This is a genomic window from Cedecea davisae (assembly GCF_044095835.1).
GTDB lineage: Bacteria > Pseudomonadota > Gammaproteobacteria > Enterobacterales > Enterobacteriaceae > Cedecea > Cedecea davisae.
On the sequence record NZ_CP172054.1, the window covers coordinates 2574422 to 2596455 of the forward strand.

Here is a 22034-nt window from a genome sequence, read left to right on the forward strand (position 1 = left end):
ATCTGCCCTGCCCTTGAAAACGTTAAATACCAGGATAACGAAGAAACATTAAAAATTCATTAACATCAATGAATTATGGTCGGCATTTTGTTTCAGCGTGTAATTTTTTTGGCGATAACGGTAATCAGGGCAAGGCTGGGGAGTTAAAGACCCCTTTCCCGCATGTAGGCGCTTAGCGCCATATCCTGCTGTAGGGCGTGCCAGGCGGCCATAACCTCCGCCGGAATATCAACATGCACGATAAAATCGCGCCCCTGTGGGCCATAGCCGCTGGCGTCGTCACGTAGCCGGGGGATCTCACCGAGCACCAGTGAAACGTAGCGCTCCGGCGGCCACATTCCTTCAAGGTTACCGGCAAAAATGTCTCCCCGCTCGTCGGCTATCAGCTCAGGCACGACGCCGGGCCAGCTTAACCATTCAGGCTGCTGCGGCTCATCCTGCCAGACACGGGCAAAGGTCGCGACCGTACGGCGCTGCATGGTTGGGTCCTGTACCAGCAGAACGCGCCCCGGGTTAAGCCCGTGTTCAGCAAGCGTGGTAAAGCTGAAGCGCGCGTTTTCACCGCAGTTGGTCGATTTCTCTTCGGTAATGATTTTTTCGTTCGGCACTTTCCAGAACTGGTGGGCGATATCACGGATAATCGCCGCTTCTGAGCGCCCGGTGGTAGGAATAGTGTTATAGCGCGAGTGGCCTGCGATAGCCCCATAAAGGTAAGTCGTGGAATGCCCGATACCGCCGGTTATCAGCAATGTTTTTTCACCGTTTGCGGCAAATTCACAGGCTGCGTCGAGGGTCGGCATCACCGCGTTACCGGCAAGAATAATTAAATCGGCCTCCTGGGACTGCGGTGCAGAGGAAAAATCATTCTCTGCCAGCCAACGGCCCACGGTGTTAATAGCCTGGATGGTCGGGGTGCTCAGGGTCGGAAATGTCATCATCAACTGGTCCCTCCATGTTAAAAACCAGCAGGCAGCATAGCCCGGCCTTTATGCCGGGCCTATCAGATGCGGCTGAAAAGGCCACTAAGCATAATTAGTCGCCTTTTTTGCCCTGCCAGTTGGCCCACGGGTTATCCGCTTGAGTATCAGATTCCTGCGGCTCATCGAGGGAAGCGATATACAGTTCCTCAACTTCCTTGCGCGCCCACGGCGTACGGCGCAGAAATTTCAGGCTGGACTTCACGCTGGGGTCGCTTTTAAAGCAGTTGATGTTGATTTGTTTCGCCAGTTCAGCCCAGCCGTAGCGCGCCACTAAATGATTCAGCAGCGCCTCGAGCGTAACGCCGTGCAGCGGATCTTTTGAATGCTGAGTGCTCATAACTTATTCCGAAATCTTGTAAATTTGCGCACACCTTACTGATTCTAAAACCCCGGCGCAACCGGGCACTCCCGTTAATCACTACGCGGGCGGCGAGCCGTTGCGAACGCCGCCCGGTTGATGCCGTCAGAAGGTTTCCCAGTTATCGGCGGAGACGGCGACCGGACGAGCAGGTGCACCTTTAGCGGCGGGCGCAACAGAGCCGCTTTTAGGCTGTGAAGATAAGCCAGCTTTCAGGCGGAAGGTCCCTACGGCCTCGGTCAAGCGAGCGGCCTGTTCTTCGAGTGATACCGCCGCAGCGGATGCCTCTTCCACCAGCGAGGCGTTCTGCTGGGTCACATTGTCCATTTCATGAATTGCCTGGCCAACCTGCAAAATTCCCCGGCTTTGTTCGTCGGAGGCGGCGGCTATTTCCAGCATAATATCCGTCACGCGGCGCACGGCTTCGACGATGCCGGTCATTGTCGTTCCTGCCTGAGCTACCTGCCGCGAGCCATCATCAACCAATGACACTGACTCGCTGATTAACCCTTCAATTTCTTTGGCCGCCTGGGCGCTGCGCTGCGCCAGGGTGCGAACTTCGGTAGCAACAACGGCAAAGCCTCGTCCCTGCTCGCCCGCCCGTGCAGCCTCAACCGCGGCGTTGAGCGCCAGGATATTAGTCTGGAAGGCGATGCTATTAATGACCGCGGTTATTTCGGAGATTTTCTTCGAGCTGGCGGAGATATTATCCATCGTGCTGACCACGCCAGAAACGATACGCCCGCCGTCGCTGGCTTTTTTCGAGGCGTCTTCGGCAAGCTTAGTCGCATGGTGCGCGTTGTCCGCATTCTGCTTCACCGTGGCGGTAAGCTGCTCCATGCTGGCGGCCGTTTGCTCAATCGCAGAGGCCTGCTGTTCGGTACGGGAAGAGAGATCGCTGTTGCCCGCAGAGATTTCGCTTGACCCCTGGTAGATAGCCTCTGCGCCCTCGCGCACCGTGCTCACGGTAGTGACCAACTGCTGCTGCATATGTTGCAGATGCTGGCTTAGTTTGCCGATTTCGCTGTTGCCGCAGGCTTCTTCGGGCTGCGTCAGGTCACCGGTGGAGATATGTTCAATTCGCAATGCCGCTCTTTGCAGCGGACCGATAACAACCCGGCGCAGCATGATAAAGGTAAACACCGTCATAAATAGCGCGAGGCCAAATGCTCCGGCCATTAGCGCCACGCTCAGACGAGTACGGCTCTCGGCTTCTGTCCGCAGCAGATTTGCCCGCTCGGTACGGATAGCAACGGCCTTCTGAAGTTTATCGCTGTAGTCGTTATCAAGCTTGCGCACCACTTCGCTTTCGTGAGTGATGATCGCCTCAAACATGCCGTTTTTGGCAAACTTCAGCATCGGCTTCATCCCTTTTTCAAGGTAGGCCGCGAAGTCATCCTGTAGCGCCTTGTCCAGCGCCTGGTCCGCTGGCGTTTTTACCTGCCGGGCCATATAGGTATTAAAGCCCTGCTGAGCCTGCTTAATTAACGCTTCTGCATTGGCATTATTCAGCTTCACCTGGTCCATATCCGCCACGCGGCTCGCCGCCCCGGCGTTAATCAGGTTAATTCGCGCCGAGCGCAGATGGTTAACGCTGTCCGCAATCCCCATTCGCACCTGAATCTCTTCCGTTACGTCCTGCAAAGCCTGGTCACTTTGCACCAGGAAATAGCTGGCGAAGCCGATACACAGCGCAAACAGCAGCAGAATGCCGCCAAGAATAGAAGAAAACAGCGGCACCAGCCTGATGTGATGCCAGAAACGCACGCCGCCTTGTGGGGTCAGAGTTTTTATCGACATATCCGTGACTCGCTTTGCAAAGGGAAATCCCTTCCCGGGTCATCGGCCCCGTCGGGGAAAAACATTACGCGCTACGTCACAGATTTGAGTTAATGCCGCTAAATAACGTTCGGATAGTTAAGCAGATCACACCTTAGCGATGAATATTCTTGATGTCGACCGGCTGTCCGAACAGGAACCCCTGAATCTCGGTGCAGCCCTCTTCTTCCAGAATGCGCAACTGCTCGCTGGTTTCTACGCCTTCGGCAATCAGCGGGGTATTGATCGAATTGCCCAGCGAGATTATCGCGCGCACAAAGGAGCGAGCCTGGAAGTTGCTTTCCACGTTGGTGAGGAAGCTACGATCCAGCTTGATAACGTCGAAATGAAACTCCCGCAGGGTACTCAGCGAAGAGTAGCCGGTGCCGAAGTCGTCCAGCGCGATGCTGATGCCCATTTTCTGGAACTGATGCAGAATGTTAAACGTCAGCTTTTTGTTCACGATAAAGGCGGTTTCGGTCACCTCGAACTCCAGCAGCGTCATCGGCCACGCGGTGCGCATTAAAATCTCGCGCACGTTGTCGATAAAGTTCAGGTTTCGCAGCTGTACCGGAGAGATATTGATCGAGATTTTCTTGTCGATTTTATTGGCCAGCGACTCTTTGCACACCGTCTCGATAACCCAGTAACCGAGCGGAACAATTGCACCGCTCTCCTCGGCGACCGGGATAAATACATCCGGCGGAATAAGCCCGTGATCGGGGTGATTCCAGCGCAACAGGGCTTCATAACCGGTGATGGCCTTATCCTTCAGCGAGCGTTTTTCTTGATAATGAATGAAAAACTGCCCTTCTTTCAGGCCGCGTCGAATGTCTGCCGCCATCAGGTTACGCAGGCGCGTCTTCTCATCCATGTCTTTTTCGTACCAGCAAATCTTGTTATCCAGATTGGCTTTGGCGCGGTACATAGCAAGATCTGAATTACTGATAAGCGTGTTGATGTCCGTGGCGTCGTCGGGGTAAACCGCCACGCCGATGCTGGCGCTAACGAGAATATCGCTGTGGGCGAAAGTTTGCCTGCCCACAAAACAGCCGTGCAGGCGCTCGGTGAAATTACGCAGCTCGTCATCGTGGTTATAGGGCTTGGCCGCAACAAACTCATCGCCGCCAAAGCGGGCAACGATCTCGTCCTTTTCAATCGCCTTCAGCACCGAAGCAGACACGCGCTGTAGCAGTTGGTCGCCCACGAGATGACCTTCCGTATCGTTAATTTCTTTAAATTTATCCAGGTCAACGGTGCAAATTGCGATGTGGTTATAGTCGGACTCGGTAAACAATTTTTCGACAAAAGAGAAAAATTCGACCCGGTTCGGCAGGCCGGTTAGCGCGTCATAGCGGGCAAGCCACGACATTTTGTCGATGACCACTTTCTGCTCGCTGACGTCGCGGGTGATTTTAGCGAAGCCAAGTAATGCCTGGTTGTCGTCATAAACAGCGTCGATAACCACATGAGCCCAGAAGCGTGTGCCATCTTTGCGATAGCGCCATCCCTCGCCTTCAAACTTGCCGTGTTTCAGGGCGATGGTCAGATTCCGCGCCGGCAGGCCGTTTTCCTGCTCGGCCTCGCTATAGAAGATACCGAAATACTGCCCCACAACTTCCTCACGCTGATACCCTTTTGCCCGCAGCGCGCCCTCATTCCAGGTTGCGACCGTGCCATCAATATTTAGCATGTAGATAGCGTAATCTTTAACGCTCTCCACAAAGTGACGATAGGCGATATCAGTTAAGCTCTCAGTACTCATCTTGCCCTTGGATTAATTGTGGTTTTCATTAATAAAAAGAAAAATTTACCGCATTATCGGCAGCGTAGCTATGAAGCTTTATGCGTTCACCCCTCTGGTGAAATCAATTTTTACGCTTTACCCGCAACAGATAATTTTCCATCTGCTGGGTCACTTCCCGGCTCAGCGCGTACTGATCGTCGCCGACATGATAAACATAGTTGCTGAGCCGCCGGAGATCCCGGTAAATCGTGCGTTCGCTTACGCCAAATTTGCTGGCCAGTTGATGGCGGGACACGCGCTCGCAGCTCAGCATTTCACAAAAGATACCGGCAATCCGGTCCGCCAGCAGCGTGTTTTTTTCGGGGGGGGTCATGAGTGTTTCTCCCGCAAGTAGGTGTCAGGAATATTAGCGCAGTCAGATGACAGGTCTTGTCACCCGCTGTCAGAATATATCGCGCGACAGCAAAGTAATTATGATGCAACTTTTTGACAAGATTAGATTTTTTTGAGCAAAAACAGAGCAGCCGTGGAGATCGGACGACATGTCGCTGGCTTTGCGGGTTATAATCGCCCCCCACAATGAGCTAACAGACGATGACAGTGAGCAAACATCGGGTAACGAGACCAGACGAAATAGAGATGAAGCGGCGGGCCTGGCATCAGGCGCGGCGAGCCATTCTGTGCGCACGGCCGGATGAATCTCCCTTAACGCCGCCCGCCACGCTGTATGAAGAACTGGCTATCGGCTACCACATTCGCCAACTGAGCAAGTTGCAGCGCTGGTTTAAGGAAAGAGAACTGCCCTTACCCGAGTAAATAACGCATTGCGCAACGCGGTAACACCATCAGCCCTTCCTCCTGCTGGTGCCGCAAACATTCCGCCAGTTCCGCAGAAAGTTCATGCGTTTCAACCCTCTCGAAGCCGTGCCGCCGATACCAGGGCGCATTCCACGGCACATCCCGAAAAGTCGTCAGCGTAACCTCCTCAACGTTCAGGCGCCTGGCGTGTTCGAAAACGGCTTCCAGTAGCGCGGTTCCCACTCCGGCACGCTGGAAATCCGGATGAGTGGAGATCTCGGCCAGATAGAGAGAATCCTGCTGCATCTGACAGTAGCAAAATCCCATAATCGGCCCTTCGCTTCCGGCTACCAGCCAGGAAAGATTTTGCTCTATGGCACGGCGATGCGTCGTAGCGTCCGTCACGCCTGCCTGCGCCAGGAAAGCCAATTCGGGTGCGCTCAAAAAAAGCCGGGCCGCCGCGGCTTCAACTCGCCGTAGCGCTTCGATATCTCCGATAGTGCTGGCTCGTAAAATCATTGTCGATGTCCTTATGCTTACCGCCATACGAGTGTCGATTCTAACAGGCTTAGGGGTCATCCCGGCCGTTTCGTTGACGGCGGATTGATGCTTTGCTCTTTCACTAATGTTAATCAGGAGTAAACTAAAGGTAAGCAACCTAACTGTGTTATTGCGCAACGCTAACCATAACAAGTGACACCTGCCATATGAAATTCAAATCAGCGATTAAGCCTTACCAGGCCGCAGCGGGCGGCTGGGGCTCTCTTGAAGCGACGACCCGCTTCGTTATCGACAGCAAGCATGCCCTGAAAAATCTGCGCAATTTGTTGCGCATGAACAAAGCCAAAGGCTTCGACTGCCCGGGATGCGCCTGGGGCGATGATAACAAAAGCACCTTCAGCTTCTGCGAAAACGGCGCAAAAGCCGTGACCTGGGAAGCCACCCGCCGTTTCATTGTTAACGAGTTTTTTGCCCAGCACAGCGTGAGTAAACTTTACCAACAAAGCGATTACTTCCTGGAATACCAGGGCCGCCTCACCGAGCCGCTAAGCTACAACTCCGAAACGGACCATTACGAACCCATAAGCTGGGCCAGCGCGCTGAGAATGATTGCGCAGCACATAGGCCAGATGGACAGCCCGAATCAGATCGAGCTTTACACCTCGGGGCGCGCCAGCAATGAAGCCTCTTATCTCTATCAGCTGTTTGGCCGTATGCTGGGAACAAACAACTTCCCCGACTGTTCAAACATGTGTCACGAAGCCAGCGGCAGCGGCCTGAAGCGGAGCATCGGCGTAGGCAAAGGCACCATCAGCCTCGACGATTTCGATAAGGCGGACGCCATTTTCGTCTTCGGCCAGAACCCCGGAACCAACCACCCTCGTATGCTGCACAGCCTGCGCCATGCGGCGGAAAATGGCGCTCAGATTGTCACTTTTAATACCCTGCGCGAACGCGGCCTTGAGCGTTTTGCCGACCCGCAAAAGCCGCTGGAAGTGGTTACCTCGCTGGCGGGAACCATCAGCACCAACTATTACCAGCCTAATCTGGGCGGCGATATGGCCGCCCTACGCGGAATGGCAAAAGCGCTGCTGGAAACTCATCGCCGACGGATTACCGATGGCGAAGACGGAATTTTTGATCTTGAGTTTATTGCCGCGCATACCCACGGCGTAGAGCAGTGGTTTGCCGCCATTGATAACACCAGTTGGGAACACATTACTCGCCAGTCGGGGCTTAGCGAACTCCAGCTGCGCGACGCGGCAGCGGTCTGGCAGCAGTCAAAACGAGTGATAATCACCTGGGCGATGGGGATAACCCAGCATAAGCATTCGCTGAATACCGTGCGCGAAATCGTCAACCTTCAGCTGCTTGGCGGCCATCTTGGCAGGCCTGGCGCGGGCCTGTGCCCGGTACGTGGCCACAGCAACGTGCAGGGTAATCGCACGATGGGTATTGATGAAAAGCCGCCCGTAAGCCTGCTCGACAGCCTGGCGCAACACCTCAACTTCGAGCCTCCACGCGAGCACGGCCACAATACCGTTGAAGCGCTGGCCGCCATGCTGCGTGACGAAGTAAAAGTGCTTATCGCCCTGGGCGGTAATCTGGCCGCTGCGGCACCGGACAGCCCGCGCACCGAGGAAGCCATCAGCCGCTGCGGCCTGACCGTTTTCATCAGTACCAAGCTCAATCGCAGCCACCTGGTTCCGGGGAAAGCCTCGCTTATTCTGCCAACGCTCGGGCGTACCGAGGAGGATATGCAGGTTTCCGGCCGCCAGTTCGTCACGGTGGAAGACTCGTTCAGCATGGTGCACGCTTCCGAAGGCATCGGGAAACCCATTGCCGCGACTCAACGTTCGGAAACTGCAATTGTCGCCGGCATTGCCGACGCGGTATTAGGCAGGAGCCAGCTAGACTGGCTGGAACTGGCGGATGACTACAACCTGATCCGCGACCATATCGCCGCTACGCTGCCGGGCTTTAAAGACTTTAACCAGCGCTGCGAGCACCCCGGCGGCTTCTACCTGGGTAATGCTGCGGCAGAACTGCGTTTTAACACTCCGACGGGCAAAGCAGAATTCTGTGCCGCACCGCTGCCAGACTCGCTCTGGCAAGACGTGGAAGCCCCGTTCACCCTGCAAACTCTGCGCTCTCACGACCAGTACAACACCACGATTTACGGGCTGGACGACCGCTATCGCGGCGTTTACGGCCAGCGGGAAGTGCTGTTTATTCATCCCGATGATATGGGTGACCTGGGGCTGAACGACGGCGATAGAGTCGATATTGAGACCATCTGGCACGACGGCATTACCCGTAAAGTCAGCGGCTTCAAGCTGGTTGCCTACGACATTCCACGCGGCAATCTCGCGGCCTATTACCCCGAAACCAACCCGCTGGTGCCGCTCGGCAGCGTGGGCGACGGCACGGGAACGCCAACTTCAAAATCTGTACCGGTCAAAATCAGCCGCAGTGAAGAAACTGAAACCCGACGTATTGCCTGACCAGGAATAATAGCCCCTCTCCCCACAAGGGAGAGGGAGAAAGCTCTCTCTTAACGTGGAGTAAGCCATGCAGAAACAATGGTCCGATGTTGATGAGTATCTTGTCTGTTCTTTAATCCCCACCGATTCCGTTTTCCAACAAATCCTCGAAAATAATTACGCCGCAGGGCTACCCGCCCACGATGTAGCCCCCAACCAGGGGAAATTCCTTCAGTTGCTGGTGGAGATAACCGGCGCGCGCAAAATCCTCGAGATTGGTACTCTGGGAGCGTACAGCTCGGTCTGGATGGCGCGAGCGCTACCGGCTGGAGGCAAGCTGGTCACGCTTGAGGCTGACCCTCACCACGCGGAAGTTGCGCAAAAGAACATTCAGCTGGCAGGCCTTGAAACTATTATCGATCTGCATATCGGTCCGGCGGCAGAAACACTTGCGCATTTGGGCGGCGAATCACCGTTTGATTTGATTTTTATTGATGCAGATAAACCCAACAACCCGGTTTATCTTGAATGGGCGCTGAAATACTCCCGCCCGGGGACGTTAATTATTGGCGACAACGTGGTGCGCGACGGTGAGGTTGCCAACCCCGAAAGCGGCGATGACCGCGTTCAGGGTGTGCGAACGTTTATAGAAATGATGGGTAATAATCCTCGCCTTTCCGTCACCGCGCTACAAACGGTCGGCAGCAAAGGCTGGGATGGTTTTACGCTGGCCCGGGTGTTGTGAAAGAGGATTATCCTTTGTGTTGAGAGGCTGCGTTAGCGGCAATGAATTGGCCCGGCGGGGTGGTGTTGCCGGGAGCAGCTGTGTAAATATCCCCCTCACCCCGTCCCTCTCCCCAAAGGGGCGAGGGGGAAAACAAATCGCTTTATCTCACCAGCACCAGATCGCATTCGATTCCGCAGCCACGCCCTTGCCCCCGGCTCTCATCGTCCCCGGCTTTGACCCAACTCAGGCGGGGTGGAGCTGCCGGGAGCAGCGAAAGAGAGCGATCGTCGGGAACGGATCGCGAACGACCCCGAATGTTTGGGTGATAACCGGTGGGTTTACCGCTTTAGCGGCGAAGAGCTTGCCGGCGCCGGGGGTGGTCAGGGGGAATGGCGTATTTCCCCCTGACACGTTCACCATTTTCTGAACGTGCAGAGAAAACAGATTTACCGGTGAACGGAACATAACCGTGCGTGCAGAGATTATCTCTTCAGGTTAAAGCCGTTTATGCCAATCCGAAGAGGCTTCCGTTCACGCACTATCCCGCTGCCTATGTAAGGCGCACACGAAGACTTAAAGCGCTACCTGCTCCATGGCCTGCAAAATACGCTTATCGGAAATCGGATACGGGGTTCCCAGCTGCTGGGCAAAGTAGCTGACTCGCAGCTCCTCTATCATCCAGCGGATCTCCTGTACCTCTTCGTTTTCGCGGCTGGCCGGCGGCAGTTTGTTCAGCCACTGCTGCCACGCCTGCTGCACGCTTTCCACTTTCAGCATTTGCGCACGATCCCGGTGAGGGTCGATGGCCATCTTCTCCAGCCGCTTCTCGATAGCCTGCAGGTAACGCAGCGTATCGCCGAGGCGCTTATAGCCGTTGCCGGTCACAAAACCACGGTAAACCAGGCCGCTCATCTGGGCTTTAACATCCGACAGACCGAGCGCCATCGTCATGTCCACGCGCCCTTTCAGGCGTTTGTTGATGTTAAACACCGTCGTGAGGATCTGCTCAACCTGTTTGGCAATCTCAACCACCGTATCGTTAAGCTCGGCGCGCACTTTTTCATGCAGCGCGGCAAAACCTTCCTCGCTCCATACCGGCCCGCCGTTTTGCGCAATCAGTTTGTCGATGCCGCAGGAAATGCAGTCGTCGATAAGCTCCAGCACCTTACCGTAAGGGTTGAAGTAGAGGCCGAGCTTCGCCTTGTTGGGCAGCTTCTCGTGCAGGTATTTCACCGGCGACGGGATGTTCAGCAGCAGTAAACGGCGCAGGCCGCGCCACATCGCCTGCTGCTGCTCGAGCGGGTTATCAAATAACTTGATTGCCACGCTCTCTTTTTCATCCACCAGCGCCGGGAAGGCCTTCATCCTGTAACTGCCGCGCTTTTGCTCGTAGCTTTCCGGCAATGAGCCAAAGCTCCAGATATGCAGCCCGCTCTGCTCGATGCCGTCATCCGCCACCGCAGACAGCGTTTGCTGTACTTTGTCTTTCAGGCCGCCCTTCAACTCGTGGAGGTCTTTACCTTCTTTCAGCTTTTTGTTGTGCTCGTCCACTACCCGGAAGGTCATTTTCAGGTGATCGGGGACCTGATCCCAGTGCCAGTCTTCCCGGTCGATGGTCACGCCCGCCATGCGGCGGAATTCGCGCTCCAGGCTGTCCAGCAGCGGCAGCTCCAGCGGCGTTGCGCGGCCTAAAAACGCTTCGGCATAGTTCGGGGCAGGAACAAAATTACGGCGTACCGGCTTCGGCAGCGATTTAATCAGGGCAATAATCAGCTCCCGACGCACGCCGGGGATTTGCCATTCAAAGCCGGATTCCTCAACCTGGTTAAGCAGCGGTAGCGGAATATGGACCGTGACGCCGTCGGCGTCCGCGCCCGGCTCAAACTGGTAGGTAAGCCGCAGCTTGAGGTTTCCCTGGTGCCAGAAGTTCGGATAGTCCAGCTTGCTGACCTGCTCCGCGCCTTCCCTGATAAGCATACTTTTTTCGAAGTTCAGCAGATCGGGGGTTTCACGGCTGGCAGTTTTCCACCAGTTGTCGAAGTGGCGGGCGGAAATCACTTCATGAGAAATTCGCTGGTCGTAGAACTCAAATAGCGTTTCGTCATCCACCAGGATGTCCCGGCGGCGCGACTTATGCTCAAGATCCTCGATTTCCGCACGCAGTTTGAGATTCTCGCGGAAGAAGGCATGCCGGGTTTGCCAGTCGCCCTCCACCAGCGCGTGACGGATAAACAGCTCGCGGCACAGAGCGGGGTCAATCTGGCTGTAGTTGACCTTACGCGCGGCCACAATCGGCAGCCCATAAAGCGTCACTTTTTCCTGCGCCATCACCGCGCCCTGAGCTTTTTCCCAGTGTGGTTCGCTGTAGGAGCGTTTAATCAAATGCTGCGCCAGCGGCTCGATCCATTCCGGGTCGATACGGGCGGCTATGCGCCCCCACAGGCGGCTGGTTTCCACCAGCTCGGCGACCATCGTCCACTTCGGCGGCTTTTTGAATAAGCCCGAGCCGGGGAAGATGGAGAAGCGAGCATTGCGTGCGCCGGTATATTCTTGTTTCTCAGTGTCTTTCTGGCCGATATGCGACAGAAGCCCCGTCAGCAGCGCTGAATGCACGGAGCGGAAGTCCGCAGGCTCGCTGTTTACCGGCAGGCCAAGTTCTTTAACCACCTGGCGTAGCTGGGTGTAGATGTCCTGCCACTCGCGCACGCGCAGGTAATTGAGGAAATCCAGCTTGCACTGACGGCGGAACTGGTTCGAAGAAAGCGCTTTTTGCTGCTCGCCGAGGTAGTTCCACAGGTTCACGTAAGCCAGGAAGTCTGACTCTTTGTCGTGGAAGCGGCGATGTTTTTCGTCCGACGCCTGCTGCTTGTCCATTGGCCGTTCGCGCGGGTCCTGAATAGAAAGCGCTGACGTAATGATCATTACTTCGCGCACGCAGCCAAATTTTTGCGCCTCCAGCACCATTTTTGCCAGGCGCGGGTCAACCGGCAACTGGGCGAGCTGGCGACCGGACGCCGTTAGCTTATAAACGCTGTGATCTTCATCGCTGGTGATGGCCCCCAGCTCCTCCAGCAGGCGCACGCCGTCCTGGATATTGCGCTTGTCAGGCGCTTCAACGAACGGGAACGCCTGGATATCGCCAAGCCCCAGCGCCGTCATCTGCAAAATAACCGACGCGAGGTTGGTACGCAGGATTTCCGGGTCGGTAAATTCCGGGCGAGACAGGAAGTCATCTTCGGAATAAAGACGAATACAAATCCCTTCCGAAACGCGCCCGCAGCGGCCTTTACGCTGGTTAGCAGAAGCCTGAGAAACCGGCTCAATCGGCAGACGCTGCACCTTGGTGCGGTAGCTGTAGCGGCTAATACGCGCCGTACCGGGATCGATAACGTATTTAATGCCCGGCACGGTGAGCGAGGTTTCCGCCACGTTAGTTGCCAGCACAATACGGCGGCCAACGTGAGGCTGGAACACCCGGTTCTGCTCGCTGTTGGACAGGCGAGCATAGAGCGGCAGGATTTCAGTATGCGGCAGGTTCAGCTTCGTCAGCGCATCTGCCGTGTCGCGGATTTCCCGCTCGCCGCTCATAAAGATCAGGATATCGCCCGCGCTTTCGTGGCCCAGCTCGTCTACCGCATCAAAGATGGCCTGTAGCTGGTCGCGGTCGGTATCGTCGTTATCTTCCACCATCGGGCGGTAACGCACGTCCACCGGATAAGTCCGGCCGGACACCTCAATGATTGGCGCATTATTGAAGTGGCGCGAAAAACGCTCCGGGTCAATGGTTGCCGAAGTAATGATGATTTTGAGATCGGGGCGCTTAGGCAACAGTTCCCGCAGGTAGCCCAGCAGGAAGTCGATGTTCAGACTGCGCTCGTGCGCCTCATCGATGATGATGGTGTCGTACTGCATCAGCAGCCTGTCCTGCTGGATTTCCGCCAGCAGGATCCCGTCCGTCATCAACTTGACCATGGTGTTGTCGCCAACGTGGTCGGAGAAGCGCACCTTATAGCCCACGCAGCCGCCCGGCTCGGTTTGCAGCTCTTCAGCAATGCGGTTTGCAACGGTACGCGCTGCAAGACGGCGAGGCTGCGTATGGCCTATCAGCCCTTTTATGCCCCGCCCCAGCTCCATGCAGATTTTTGGCAACTGGGTGGTTTTCCCGGAGCCGGTTTCCCCGGCCACGATAACCACCTGGTTGTCGCGTACCGCATTGAGGATGTCCTGCTTTTTCTGGCTTACAGGCAGATTTTCAGGATAGGTAATAGCCGGGCGCGCAGCTTCGCGCAGCAGAACCTTGCCTGCTGCGGCGTCTATTTCTGCGGCCAGGGAGTCGAATAAGGCCTGCTGAGAGTCAGCATTTTTGATCTTCTTTGCGCCGTGCAGGCGGCGGGAGAAGCGTTGTCTGTCGCGGAGCATCAGCCCGTCAAGGCGCGCAAACAAAGAGGACAGCGAGTGTTTTACGGTTTCCATTTTTTCTATCTTTATTTCGCTACCGGGCACAACCGGTTAAGTCATGGCTCTGATTTCCGCTATTTTACCACACCACGATTTAGAGCGCCTTGTTCAATAAATTCGAATATAGGGTTCGATATATTGCGCTATCACTGTAATCAGATTGTGAATACATTAACTCTCAGCGAACGGGCACAACGCCCGACTGACCAAACACTAAGGAATCACTCCATGAGCAAAGTATTAGTTCTGAAATCCAGCATCCTGGCAGGTTACTCACAGTCCAACCAGCTGTCCGACTATTTTGTTGAACAATGGCGTGAAAAGCACAGCAACGACGAAATTACCGTTCGTGACCTGGCGGCAAACCCAATTCCTGTGCTGGATGGTGAACTGGTTGGCGCGCTGCGTCCTTCCGATGCGGCTCTGACTCCGCGTCAGCAGGAAGCTCTGGCGCTGTCTGACGAGCTGATTGCAGAACTGAAAGCGCACGATGTGATTGTTTTCAACGCGCCGATGTACAACTTCAACATCCCAACTCAGTTGAAAAACTACTTTGACCTGGTCGCTCGCGCTGGCGTCACTTTCCGCTACACCGAGAAAGGCCCTGAAGGTCTGGTGACCGGTAAACGTGCTCTGGTTGTGACCAGCCGCGGCGGCATCCACAAAGATACCCCGACCGACCTGCTGGTGCCTTATCTGAACGTATTCCTGGGCTTCATCGGCATCACCGATGTGAACTACGTGTTCGCTGAAGGCTTCGGCTACGGCCCGGAAGTTGCGGCTAAAGCGCAGACTGATGCAAAAGCAGCTATCGACAGCATCGTTGCTGCGTAATATTTGCTTCCTGAGTGACTGACCCTCACCCTAAAAGGAAGAGGGGAAAAAAACAGGCATTACCCTGAAGGGTGTGAGGAAACTTGCGCCCTTTTTTGATTTTGTATTACAGGTGTTTACTCCCTCGCCCCTTTGGGGAGAGGGTTGGGGTGAGGGGGATCAACAGCTCTTCTTAGGTTGATGCAAATCTTCAAACACCAGCCGTTTACGCCCCGCTTCCGCTTCACGCAATGGCTCGACCTGATGCATTGTCTGCTGGCAGCGAATCACCAAATCCTGATACTCCTTCGTTCCCTGCTTTTTCCATTCCAGCTCTTCCGGTCTTAACTCGCGAATCGCTTTCGCCGGGCTGCCGATAATCATCGTATTGGCCGGAAACTCCGCTTTGCCTTTAACAAAGGCCGCCGCGCCGACGATAGAATTCTCGCCAATTTGCGCCCCGTCGAGGATCACCGCGTTCATGCCGATTAGCGCATTCTTACCGATGCGGCAGCCATGAAGAATTGCGCCGTGGCCGATGTGGCCGTCCTGCTCCACCACCGTATCCTGCTCCGGGAAGCCGTGCATCACGCAGTTATCCTGCACGTTAGCGCCATCTTCGATGATAATGCGCCCAAAGTCGCCGCGCAGGCTGGCATTGGGGCCAATATAGACTCGGTGGCCCAGGATTACGTCGCCAATCAGCACCGCCGTGGGATGCACATAGCTGTCTTCCGGGACAACCGGCGTCAGGCCATCAATCTGGTAAACAGGCATAAAGGCTCCTTAAGAGTGATTGAGTCCGCCAAAACGCTGCAAATAGCCATTGCCCGGCACCGGCAGAGAGCCAACCGAGGTTTCCCCCAGTTCACTGACATAAGCCAGCGCGCCTGGCGCAACGCGTTGGTAGATATTGATACAAAGCTGGCGTGCGCTCTGCCCCAGCCAGTGCGGCGGCAGCAGTTCATCCGGCAGAAGCGGATCCTTCAGCACTACGCGGCGGTAGAAGTGAATCAGCAGCAATTGGATCTGGAAGCAGCGCCGGGGCGTCAGCTCTTCGCTTCCGGCCTCGCGCAGCAGCGGCAACAGCGGGCGGAAGGAGCTGATGAATTCGGCGTAGCGCTCGTTTTTGTCGGTCAGCAGCCAGCATTCTTCCACCCGAGACTTTAGCGCGGCGCGGGAGGTTTGCAGCGGAGAATCGGCTTCAAAGCAGATAACCTGTTCGGCCACGCCCGCCTCATGCAGCAGGCTTTGAATATCCGCCAGGCTCTGCGAAGGCGAAGCCATCAGGCTCGGTGCCAGGGCACCAAATCCCTGCCAGATCAGCTGTTTTTTTACCTGCTGGAGAGTGCTTTTATCCAGCCCCTCGGATAGCAGCAGCAGCCACTTTCCGTCCCAGGCGGGCTGCCCGGCACGGTAAATTTTTGACTCGGCGCGGCGCGACATGCGCTGGCCTAAATCCGTCAGGCGATAAAAACTCCGACGCCCCACCCGCTCCACATCCAGCCAGCCTTCTTTATTCAGGCGAAACAGTGAGGTTCGAACAAAGCGTTCGCCAAAGCCGAGCGGCTCCAGCATCGCCGCCAGGCTACCAAGCCAGATTTCTCCTCCCCGGTGCGCCAGCGCATCGCCGTACAAAGAGACAATCAGCGAGGTGCCGCTAATGGGAACCGCGCTGACCGCCTGCTGAATAAACTGATCGAGTTTGCCGCTCATCCTGTCTCGCCGCCGTGGTTAAATTTGCCAGCGAAAAACATAACATAAATAAAGCGGCGAAAAATCATTGCATTAGAAAATGTGATTCAGAATAGTCGCTGACTCAATTCAGCCTGAACCACTTAATCATCCGCGTTAGTGGCTCAACCTGCGGCTAATCGGCTCGAACTCAGGCGTCGCACGGCGCGGCAAAGTATCCGGCTGCTGTTTATCCATCGCCTGCCAGTAAGACCAGGGCACCTTGCCTTTACCCAACTCGTAATCCATTCCGTCCCAGGCGTCCTCCCGGAAGCTGTAAAACGCCCAATGGGCCTGGGTTTTATCCAGCACGGTGAGCACATCCTCAAGATATTGGCGACAGCCGTCCAGCTGGCGAATACAGCCAAATTCCCCGGCTACCATACGATTTTGCTCAATGCCCCGCTGTTTTGCCCATACGAAAGGCTGCTGTAAATACTCGGCAACGCGCCCGGCATCCCATTTTTCCTTCCCTCCGGCAAAAGGCACTACGCCGGGGTAAGCATAGGGCTTAGCTCGTTTCAGGTTAGGCGCGCTGGTGGCGTCGTACGGTTCGTACATATGGAAGCTGTACAGCACCCGCTTGTCAGCGAGCGCGTGCGGCCAGTAGCTAAAGGCGTCCGCCGCCGCATACCAGCCGCTATCGACCATAATTGGCGTATTCGGGTCCACTTCGCGAATCGCTTTAATGACGGTCTGGTAGAACTCCGGCAGATCCCGTGCCGTACCCTGATGCTCTTTATACCAGGCCAGCATCTCTTGCGGCGAAGCGTGCTCTTTCAGGCCGCCGCGCTTTTCAGGTGCCGGTTCATTAACCAGGTTGTAGGCCCCCACCGCCGGGTTATCTTTCAGCTCTTTTGCGAGGTCACGCCAGAAAGCGGCGCTCTGCTGCCAGTAACGTTTATCCTGCCAGAGTCGATCGTCGAAGCGGCCTCCGTTGTTTTGCGACCAGCGCATGCCGGGCAGCGAAAGCGGCGTGATGACCACTTTCAGCCCGGCGGCGTGAGCCCGGGCCAGCGTATCCTTAAGCGTTTGCAGATCCTGCTTCATCAGGCCCTGATAATTGTCGGCATTGCCAATCAAAAAATCGCGCTGTTCCGGCTGCCATTTATCCCACGAAAGCCGCACCCAGCTTGCGCCGTAGCCTTTTAGGGCGGAAAAGTAAGCTTCCGTTGGTGCAAGGCGATTAAAGCTGTTACCGCCGTGCTGCGGCGTGTTCCAGAAGGCGATATTGTCGATGGCGAAGGCCGAAGCGGAAAGCAGCGCGAGGCTGGCCAGCAGGGGGTTTAATTTCATGGCAAATATCCCGTTAATAAAAGAGATGCCAGTATTGCCGGTTAACTCAGAGCAATTGTCAGAGGAATGTCAGGATTACGGCCCGGCCGCTAGTTTTGTAATGTTGCCAGCGGCCCGGCAAGGCGATGCTCGGTGCGCACGGTTACGCTACCCCGGTTTTCAGCGCTGACCACCGCAACCGTTGCCCATAAATTTTCTACCTGCTCCGCGGGCCAGGTCACCAGCGCCATTTTGTCGCTGCGCTGCCACCATACCTGGCTGTAGTCATCCCGTTTAAGCAGCGACTGCTCAAGCCACGGCTGCGGGCAAGAAGCCGCAACCCGCGGTGTATGGAGGATTATTTTATGCCCCTGAAGCTGAGCCTGGCTCAGGCCGTTAATGCCCTGCAAGGCCAGAGACTGCCGCCATTGCTGACCGCCGCTGGAAACGGTGAGTAAATAAACGCCTTCGTTAAACGGCTGGTTAAATTCCTCACTCTCAACGCGAAATTCCCCCTCTGGTTCGTGCTCTACCGGCATCGCGGACAGTGCCTCTTTGCCTCCGGGCAGAAGCAGCGAAACCCGCAAGTCGTGGCGCGGGCTATTGCCGCTGAGGGTAATGCGGTATATGCGGCTTAGCGGCATATCGCGCTGCATCAGCGTCAGCGTGATGTCATCCAGCCACGCCGGAACCGCCGAAGGGAGATCTTTGCCGCATTGATGGCTCACCACGGCATTAAGCGCCTCCTCCCACGCCTGACGCTGTGCATGGCTGTTCAACCGAGGCCAAACATCTGTCAACTGGCCGTAGGCAAGGTCACCACGCTGGTTAAATAGCTGATGATAAACCGGCTCCAGCGGCGTTTCCGGCAGCGCGGCTTGCAGGTTTAAAGGAAAGAGTAAGGCGGCTATCAGGCGTAATTTCATTCCATCCGCTCCAGCCGGTAGCCAATGCCTCGGACGCTGGAGATCGGCAGTCCGGGGAGCTTCTGACGCAGTTGCAAAATATGCGTGTCCACCGTTCTGGTGGAAGGAAAGCTCTGGTAACCCCAGACCTGGTTTAACAGCTCGTCTCGCGTGAACACCCGCCCGGCCATCTGCACCAGCATCGCCAGAAGCGAAAACTCCGTTGCCGTTAGCGCCACATCATTTTGCTGCCAGCACGCAACCTGCCGCGCCGGAACCAGAGTAAGTTCGCCGCAAACCAGCACGCCCTCGCCCAATGGGCGCAGCTGAGCGCGAATGCGGGCCAGCAGCTCAACGTGAGCAAAAGGTTTGCTGATGTAGTCCCGCGCTCCGGCTTCAAGCCCGGCCACTCGCTCTTCTACGCTGACTCTTGCCGTCAGGACGATGACCGGCAGAGCTTTCCTGGCAAGCCACTGGGGCAGCAGGCGCAGGCTGTCGCCGTCCGGAAGCTGCCGGTCGAGAATAGCCAAATCCGCCAGATACCAATAATCGGGCACCTGTTCCGAACCGCGTAGCCAGCGGCAGGTAAATCCTTCCTGCCGCAAAAATGCCGCCAGCCCCTCGCCAAGCGTAGGATCGTCTTCAATCAATAACAGCGAGGGGGTATTAGCTGACATCGCAAGGAAGCTCCAGGGTAAAAGTGGTTGGCGAAGCGCTGAAAGTTAGCCTGCCGTTCAGGCGGCGGGAGACTCGCTGGACGATGGTCAGTCCCAGGCCAAGGTTATTGTTTGACCAGCGCATGCGGCGCGAGTTTAGCAGCGGGTTTTTACTCATCCTTCCGGCATCACTGACCTGGAAAAGCAGGCTCGTTTTGCTTCTGCGCACGGTTAAGCGCACGGGGGCGGCTCCGTGACAAAATGCATTATCCAGTAAATTCGTCAGGCAGAGACTGCTCCAGTATAGCGCTACGCTAACCGTCATATCTTCTTCAAGGCAGTAAATCAGGCCGTCCCGTGTTGCACAAAGGTTATCCAGCCACTCGCTGAGCCGTACCCGGACTGGGGCTTCCAGCGCCTCACGCTGATGCTCCGCTATAAGATAATGCTTGCTGGTTTCGGCCATCTGGCGCATGCGCTGTAATGTATCTGCCAGAGCAACAAAATTAAGCTGCGCCCGGTCAGGGAGCTGGTCAAAGTCGCGGCGAAAATGCTCAACAACATTGCTAAGCTGGGCGATCGGCGTGCGCAGTTCGTGGGTCAACATTTGGGTAATAAAACGCTGCCGCTCGCGTAACCGGCGGCGCTGCCAGGCCGTCCACGTAAGACCAGCGGCGGCAAAAATTGCCAACAAAACAAACAACCAGCGCCAGACATCGCGATACCCATCATTAGCGTTGGCGCATAATGCCCCGAGGCGGACATCACAGCGCCCTCCCGCACTCACCAGTTCAAGCCCGGCCTGCTTAGCCAGCGGCTGCCAGACTGGTTGTTCATAGCGCTGCCATTGCTGGCGGCTAAGGTGCCACAGCTCGCCGTTTTGCAACAGCCAGCGCTGCCCGCCGACCAGCGCCTCAAGATTGTCATCGGAAAGTGTTCCCACGCCGCCCAGGCTACCGGGTCTTTCCCGGACATGCAGAGCGTTTTGCAACGCCGCTGCCGCATCAGGATGGCGCAAAATATAGTGCCACGCGCTGCTTCCTCCGAGCGGATAAACAGGATGCGTGTTAAACCACGACGCGGGCGGCCTGCCTGCCTGGCACAGCGCCTGAACGAAAGGTAAAACCGATTCTGGAAGTGAGGGACCGGAAACGCAGCGATTGTCAAACTGATAAAGCGCGCTCAGGTCGGCAGCTGAATATGCCTGAAACTGAGGATACATTGATTCAGGCTTTAACAGCGTAGGATCCAGCTGTTGCAGAGCCTGTAGCGGCACCTGCGCCGCAGGGCTGGCTTTTTCTAACGCCGCGCTAAACTGGCTCACCCCGGCGGCAAGTTCAGCCGCGTGCGCCGCCGGAGCCAGCAACAAGCCCAGGCACCAACAGAACAACGATGAACGAAGTATCAGAGCAAACCGCTGGGCCACGAGCAACACCTTAATTTTTAAACGTGGGTTGGGCGGCAAACGCGCCGCTATCAATAATACTCGATAGTATTTTTAATCGTATAACGCACGGTGGTTGGCGGCGTTACGGTTTCATCGGTCATATCCAGATCGCAGGACAGCGGGTTGAAATGCCTGTCGTAGTCGCAGCTTTGCTTGGCCATCCCGATGTTTTTACCGTTCAGCGTAGTCACCGCGCTGTAATCCAGCTTTTTCTTTTTGTCGGTTCCGGCCTTCGCAATAATCGCCAGCTCGCTCTCTTTGGCTTTGGATATTTTGCCCAGCGGATAGCCCTCATCGTCATATTTATAGTCGACCAGGACATCTTTACCCCGGGCAACCGTGACGAAACCATTGTCATCCGTATCGTAGCTGATGCCCACCTTCGGCAGCCCGGCAAGCTGGCATTTCCCCTGCAACTCCACGCGTTTTTCGTGACTAACGGCGTCAATGTAGTAATTCGCATCCAGCGCCAGCGAAGCGCCGCTATTGTTTTCCAGATCGTGAAACTCAAGACTGTCGAAGCAGCCTTCCTGCGACAGCACGCCGCTAACCCGCTTCACCACTTCGCCCTTTTCGTTAATCAGCGTCTGGCTAAAATCTTTTACCGGCCCGCGCAGCGGATCGAAGTCGAACTCGTTAGAAAAACTGGCCATTTCCGGCGTATACGCCTGCGGCGACTGCGAGTTGTCACATCCGACAAGCCCGAAAACCAGCGCGCCAGAGATAATGATTTTCTTCACGTTTTGCCGCTCTCCTGTTTGGTGTCATAACATGATATAAGCAAATACAACCCTTTACACTAAAAGCGCTATTCTTATAGTTCACCTCAACATAAGGAAGAGATGATGAAACGTTCCGTTTGGTTAAGCACGATACTGCTGATCGCTGCCGCCCCGGCGTTGGCCGCGCAAGGCAGCTGCGAAAGAGTGAAATCGGATATCCAGCAACGTATTATTAATAACGGCGTGCCTGAGTCCGGATTTTCGCTAACCATCGTTCCGAACGATCAGGCAGACAAGGCCGGCGGCCAGGTTGTTGGCCACTGCGCTAACGACACGCAAAAAATCGTTTATACCCGCATCGCGGGCGGCGCCGCAGCTGAAAACGAGCCTCAGTAATCTCCAGTGGGGCGCGCCGCGCCCTGCTTTCCCGCAATTTCCCCCGCAGACTGCCCTAACTTTGATTGGCGTTAATAACCTCTACTCCTAAATAAGTAACACTCTTGCCGGAGTGAATATTCGCCCGCTAAGCGGCGAGACTCCACCGCAATCATCAACCCTAAAAATTCAAAAAAATAACGTCTTCCACGCGACAAAACAGTCATGGAGTGAGCG

At 55.8% G+C, this 22034-nt stretch carries 19 protein-coding genes; 5 read left to right on the forward strand and 14 right to left on the reverse strand.

Going from position 1 to position 22034, the window contains the following annotated elements; genetic code table 11:
- Positions 1-143: 143 nt before the first annotated feature.
- The 5 genes from ACG1VR_RS12375 to ACG1VR_RS12395 form a co-directional block, all read right to left on the reverse strand.
- Positions 144-938 carry a YdcF family protein gene (locus ACG1VR_RS12375; protein WP_016536319.1) on the reverse strand — a complete coding sequence of 265 codons (795 nt, stop codon included), beginning with the start codon at positions 936-938 and terminating at the stop codon, positions 144-146.
- Positions 939-1032: 94 nt separating this feature from the next.
- The gene (locus tag ACG1VR_RS12380) at positions 1033-1317 is read right to left on the reverse strand and encodes a VF530 family DNA-binding protein (protein WP_016536318.1); all 285 of its coding nucleotides are present in this window, start codon (positions 1315-1317) and stop codon (positions 1033-1035) included.
- A 126-nt stretch (positions 1318-1443) separates the two neighbouring features.
- Positions 1444-3138 (reverse strand): methyl-accepting chemotaxis protein, encoded by a 1695-nt coding sequence (locus ACG1VR_RS12385; protein WP_395488920.1) that lies wholly within the window; start codon positions 3136-3138, stop codon positions 1444-1446.
- A gap of 133 nt (positions 3139-3271) precedes the next feature.
- On the reverse strand, positions 3272-4921 hold the full coding sequence (locus tag ACG1VR_RS12390) for a putative bifunctional diguanylate cyclase/phosphodiesterase (protein WP_395488921.1): 1650 nt from the start codon (positions 4919-4921) through the stop codon (positions 3272-3274).
- 103 nt (positions 4922-5024) lie between these two features.
- Positions 5025-5276, reverse strand: coding sequence for an HTH domain-containing protein (locus ACG1VR_RS12395; RefSeq protein ID WP_016536315.1), 252 nt, complete (start codon positions 5274-5276; stop codon positions 5025-5027).
- A 221-nt stretch (positions 5277-5497) separates the two neighbouring features.
- Between ACG1VR_RS12395 and ACG1VR_RS12400 the strand changes: the two genes are divergently transcribed.
- Complete coding sequence (locus tag ACG1VR_RS12400; RefSeq protein ID WP_147293928.1) at positions 5498-5719, forward strand: hypothetical protein; 222 nt, start codon at positions 5498-5500, stop codon at positions 5717-5719.
- On the opposite strand, the gene ACG1VR_RS12405 is transcribed toward ACG1VR_RS12400, so the two are convergent.
- Positions 5708-6220, reverse strand: a complete 513-nt coding sequence (locus ACG1VR_RS12405) for a GNAT family N-acetyltransferase (protein WP_395488922.1) — start codon at positions 6218-6220, stop codon at positions 5708-5710. The genes ACG1VR_RS12400 and ACG1VR_RS12405 overlap by 12 nt on opposite strands.
- Positions 6221-6408: 188 nt before the next feature.
- Here ACG1VR_RS12405 and ACG1VR_RS12410 point away from each other — a divergent pair, with 188 nt between their 5' ends.
- Positions 6409-8706 (forward strand): FdhF/YdeP family oxidoreductase, encoded by a 2298-nt coding sequence (locus tag ACG1VR_RS12410; protein WP_395488923.1) that lies wholly within the window; start codon positions 6409-6411, stop codon positions 8704-8706.
- Positions 8707-8773: 67 nt separating this feature from the next.
- Entirely contained in the window at positions 8774-9430 is a 657-nt protein-coding gene (locus ACG1VR_RS12415; RefSeq protein ID WP_395488924.1) for an O-methyltransferase, read from the forward strand.
- 555 nt (positions 9431-9985) lie between these two features.
- Here ACG1VR_RS12415 and hrpA read toward each other — a convergent pair.
- Positions 9986-13885 (reverse strand): ATP-dependent RNA helicase HrpA, encoded by a 3900-nt coding sequence (gene hrpA, locus ACG1VR_RS12420; RefSeq protein WP_395488925.1) that lies wholly within the window; start codon positions 13883-13885, stop codon positions 9986-9988.
- Positions 13886-14098: 213 nt separating this feature from the next.
- On the opposite strand from hrpA, the gene azoR reads away from it, so the two are divergent.
- Positions 14099-14704 carry an FMN-dependent NADH-azoreductase gene (gene azoR, locus ACG1VR_RS12425; protein WP_016536308.1) on the forward strand — a complete coding sequence of 202 codons (606 nt, stop codon included), beginning with the start codon at positions 14099-14101 and terminating at the stop codon, positions 14702-14704.
- 159 nt (positions 14705-14863) lie between these two features.
- Here azoR and paaY read toward each other — a convergent pair whose 3' ends face one another.
- From paaY to ACG1VR_RS12460, 7 genes are all read right to left on the reverse strand, one after another.
- Entirely contained in the window at positions 14864-15460 is a 597-nt protein-coding gene (gene paaY, locus ACG1VR_RS12430) for a phenylacetic acid degradation protein PaaY (protein ID WP_395488926.1), read from the reverse strand.
- 9 nt (positions 15461-15469) lie between these two features.
- On the reverse strand, positions 15470-16399 hold the full coding sequence (paaX, locus tag ACG1VR_RS12435) for a phenylacetic acid degradation operon negative regulatory protein PaaX (protein WP_172570062.1): 930 nt from the start codon (positions 16397-16399) through the stop codon (positions 15470-15472).
- Positions 16400-16534: 135 nt separating this feature from the next.
- A complete protein-coding gene (locus ACG1VR_RS12440; RefSeq protein ID WP_395488927.1) occupies positions 16535-17713 on the reverse strand; it encodes a glycoside hydrolase family 5 protein in 1179 nt (392 codons plus the stop codon).
- An 89-nt stretch (positions 17714-17802) separates the two neighbouring features.
- Positions 17803-18618: a DUF2861 family protein gene (locus tag ACG1VR_RS12445; RefSeq protein WP_395488928.1), complete on the reverse strand. Its 816-nt coding sequence runs from the start codon at positions 18616-18618 to the stop codon at positions 17803-17805.
- A complete protein-coding gene (locus ACG1VR_RS12450; RefSeq protein WP_395488929.1) occupies positions 18615-19274 on the reverse strand; it encodes a response regulator transcription factor in 660 nt (219 codons plus the stop codon). The genes ACG1VR_RS12445 and ACG1VR_RS12450 overlap by 4 nt, the downstream gene beginning before the upstream one ends.
- The gene (locus tag ACG1VR_RS12455; RefSeq protein WP_395488931.1) at positions 19264-20679 is read right to left on the reverse strand and encodes a DUF3404 domain-containing protein; all 1416 of its coding nucleotides are present in this window, start codon (positions 20677-20679) and stop codon (positions 19264-19266) included. Before ACG1VR_RS12455 ends, ACG1VR_RS12450 begins: the two co-directional genes overlap by 11 nt.
- A gap of 50 nt (positions 20680-20729) precedes the next feature.
- Positions 20730-21440: a YnfC family lipoprotein gene (locus ACG1VR_RS12460; protein WP_279045946.1), complete on the reverse strand. Its 711-nt coding sequence runs from the start codon at positions 21438-21440 to the stop codon at positions 20730-20732.
- A 105-nt stretch (positions 21441-21545) separates the two neighbouring features.
- Between ACG1VR_RS12460 and ACG1VR_RS12465 the strand changes: the two genes are divergently transcribed.
- Positions 21546-21818 (forward strand): DUF1161 domain-containing protein, encoded by a 273-nt coding sequence (locus tag ACG1VR_RS12465; RefSeq protein ID WP_395491105.1) that lies wholly within the window; start codon positions 21546-21548, stop codon positions 21816-21818.
- Positions 21819-22034: the final 216 nt, after the last annotated feature.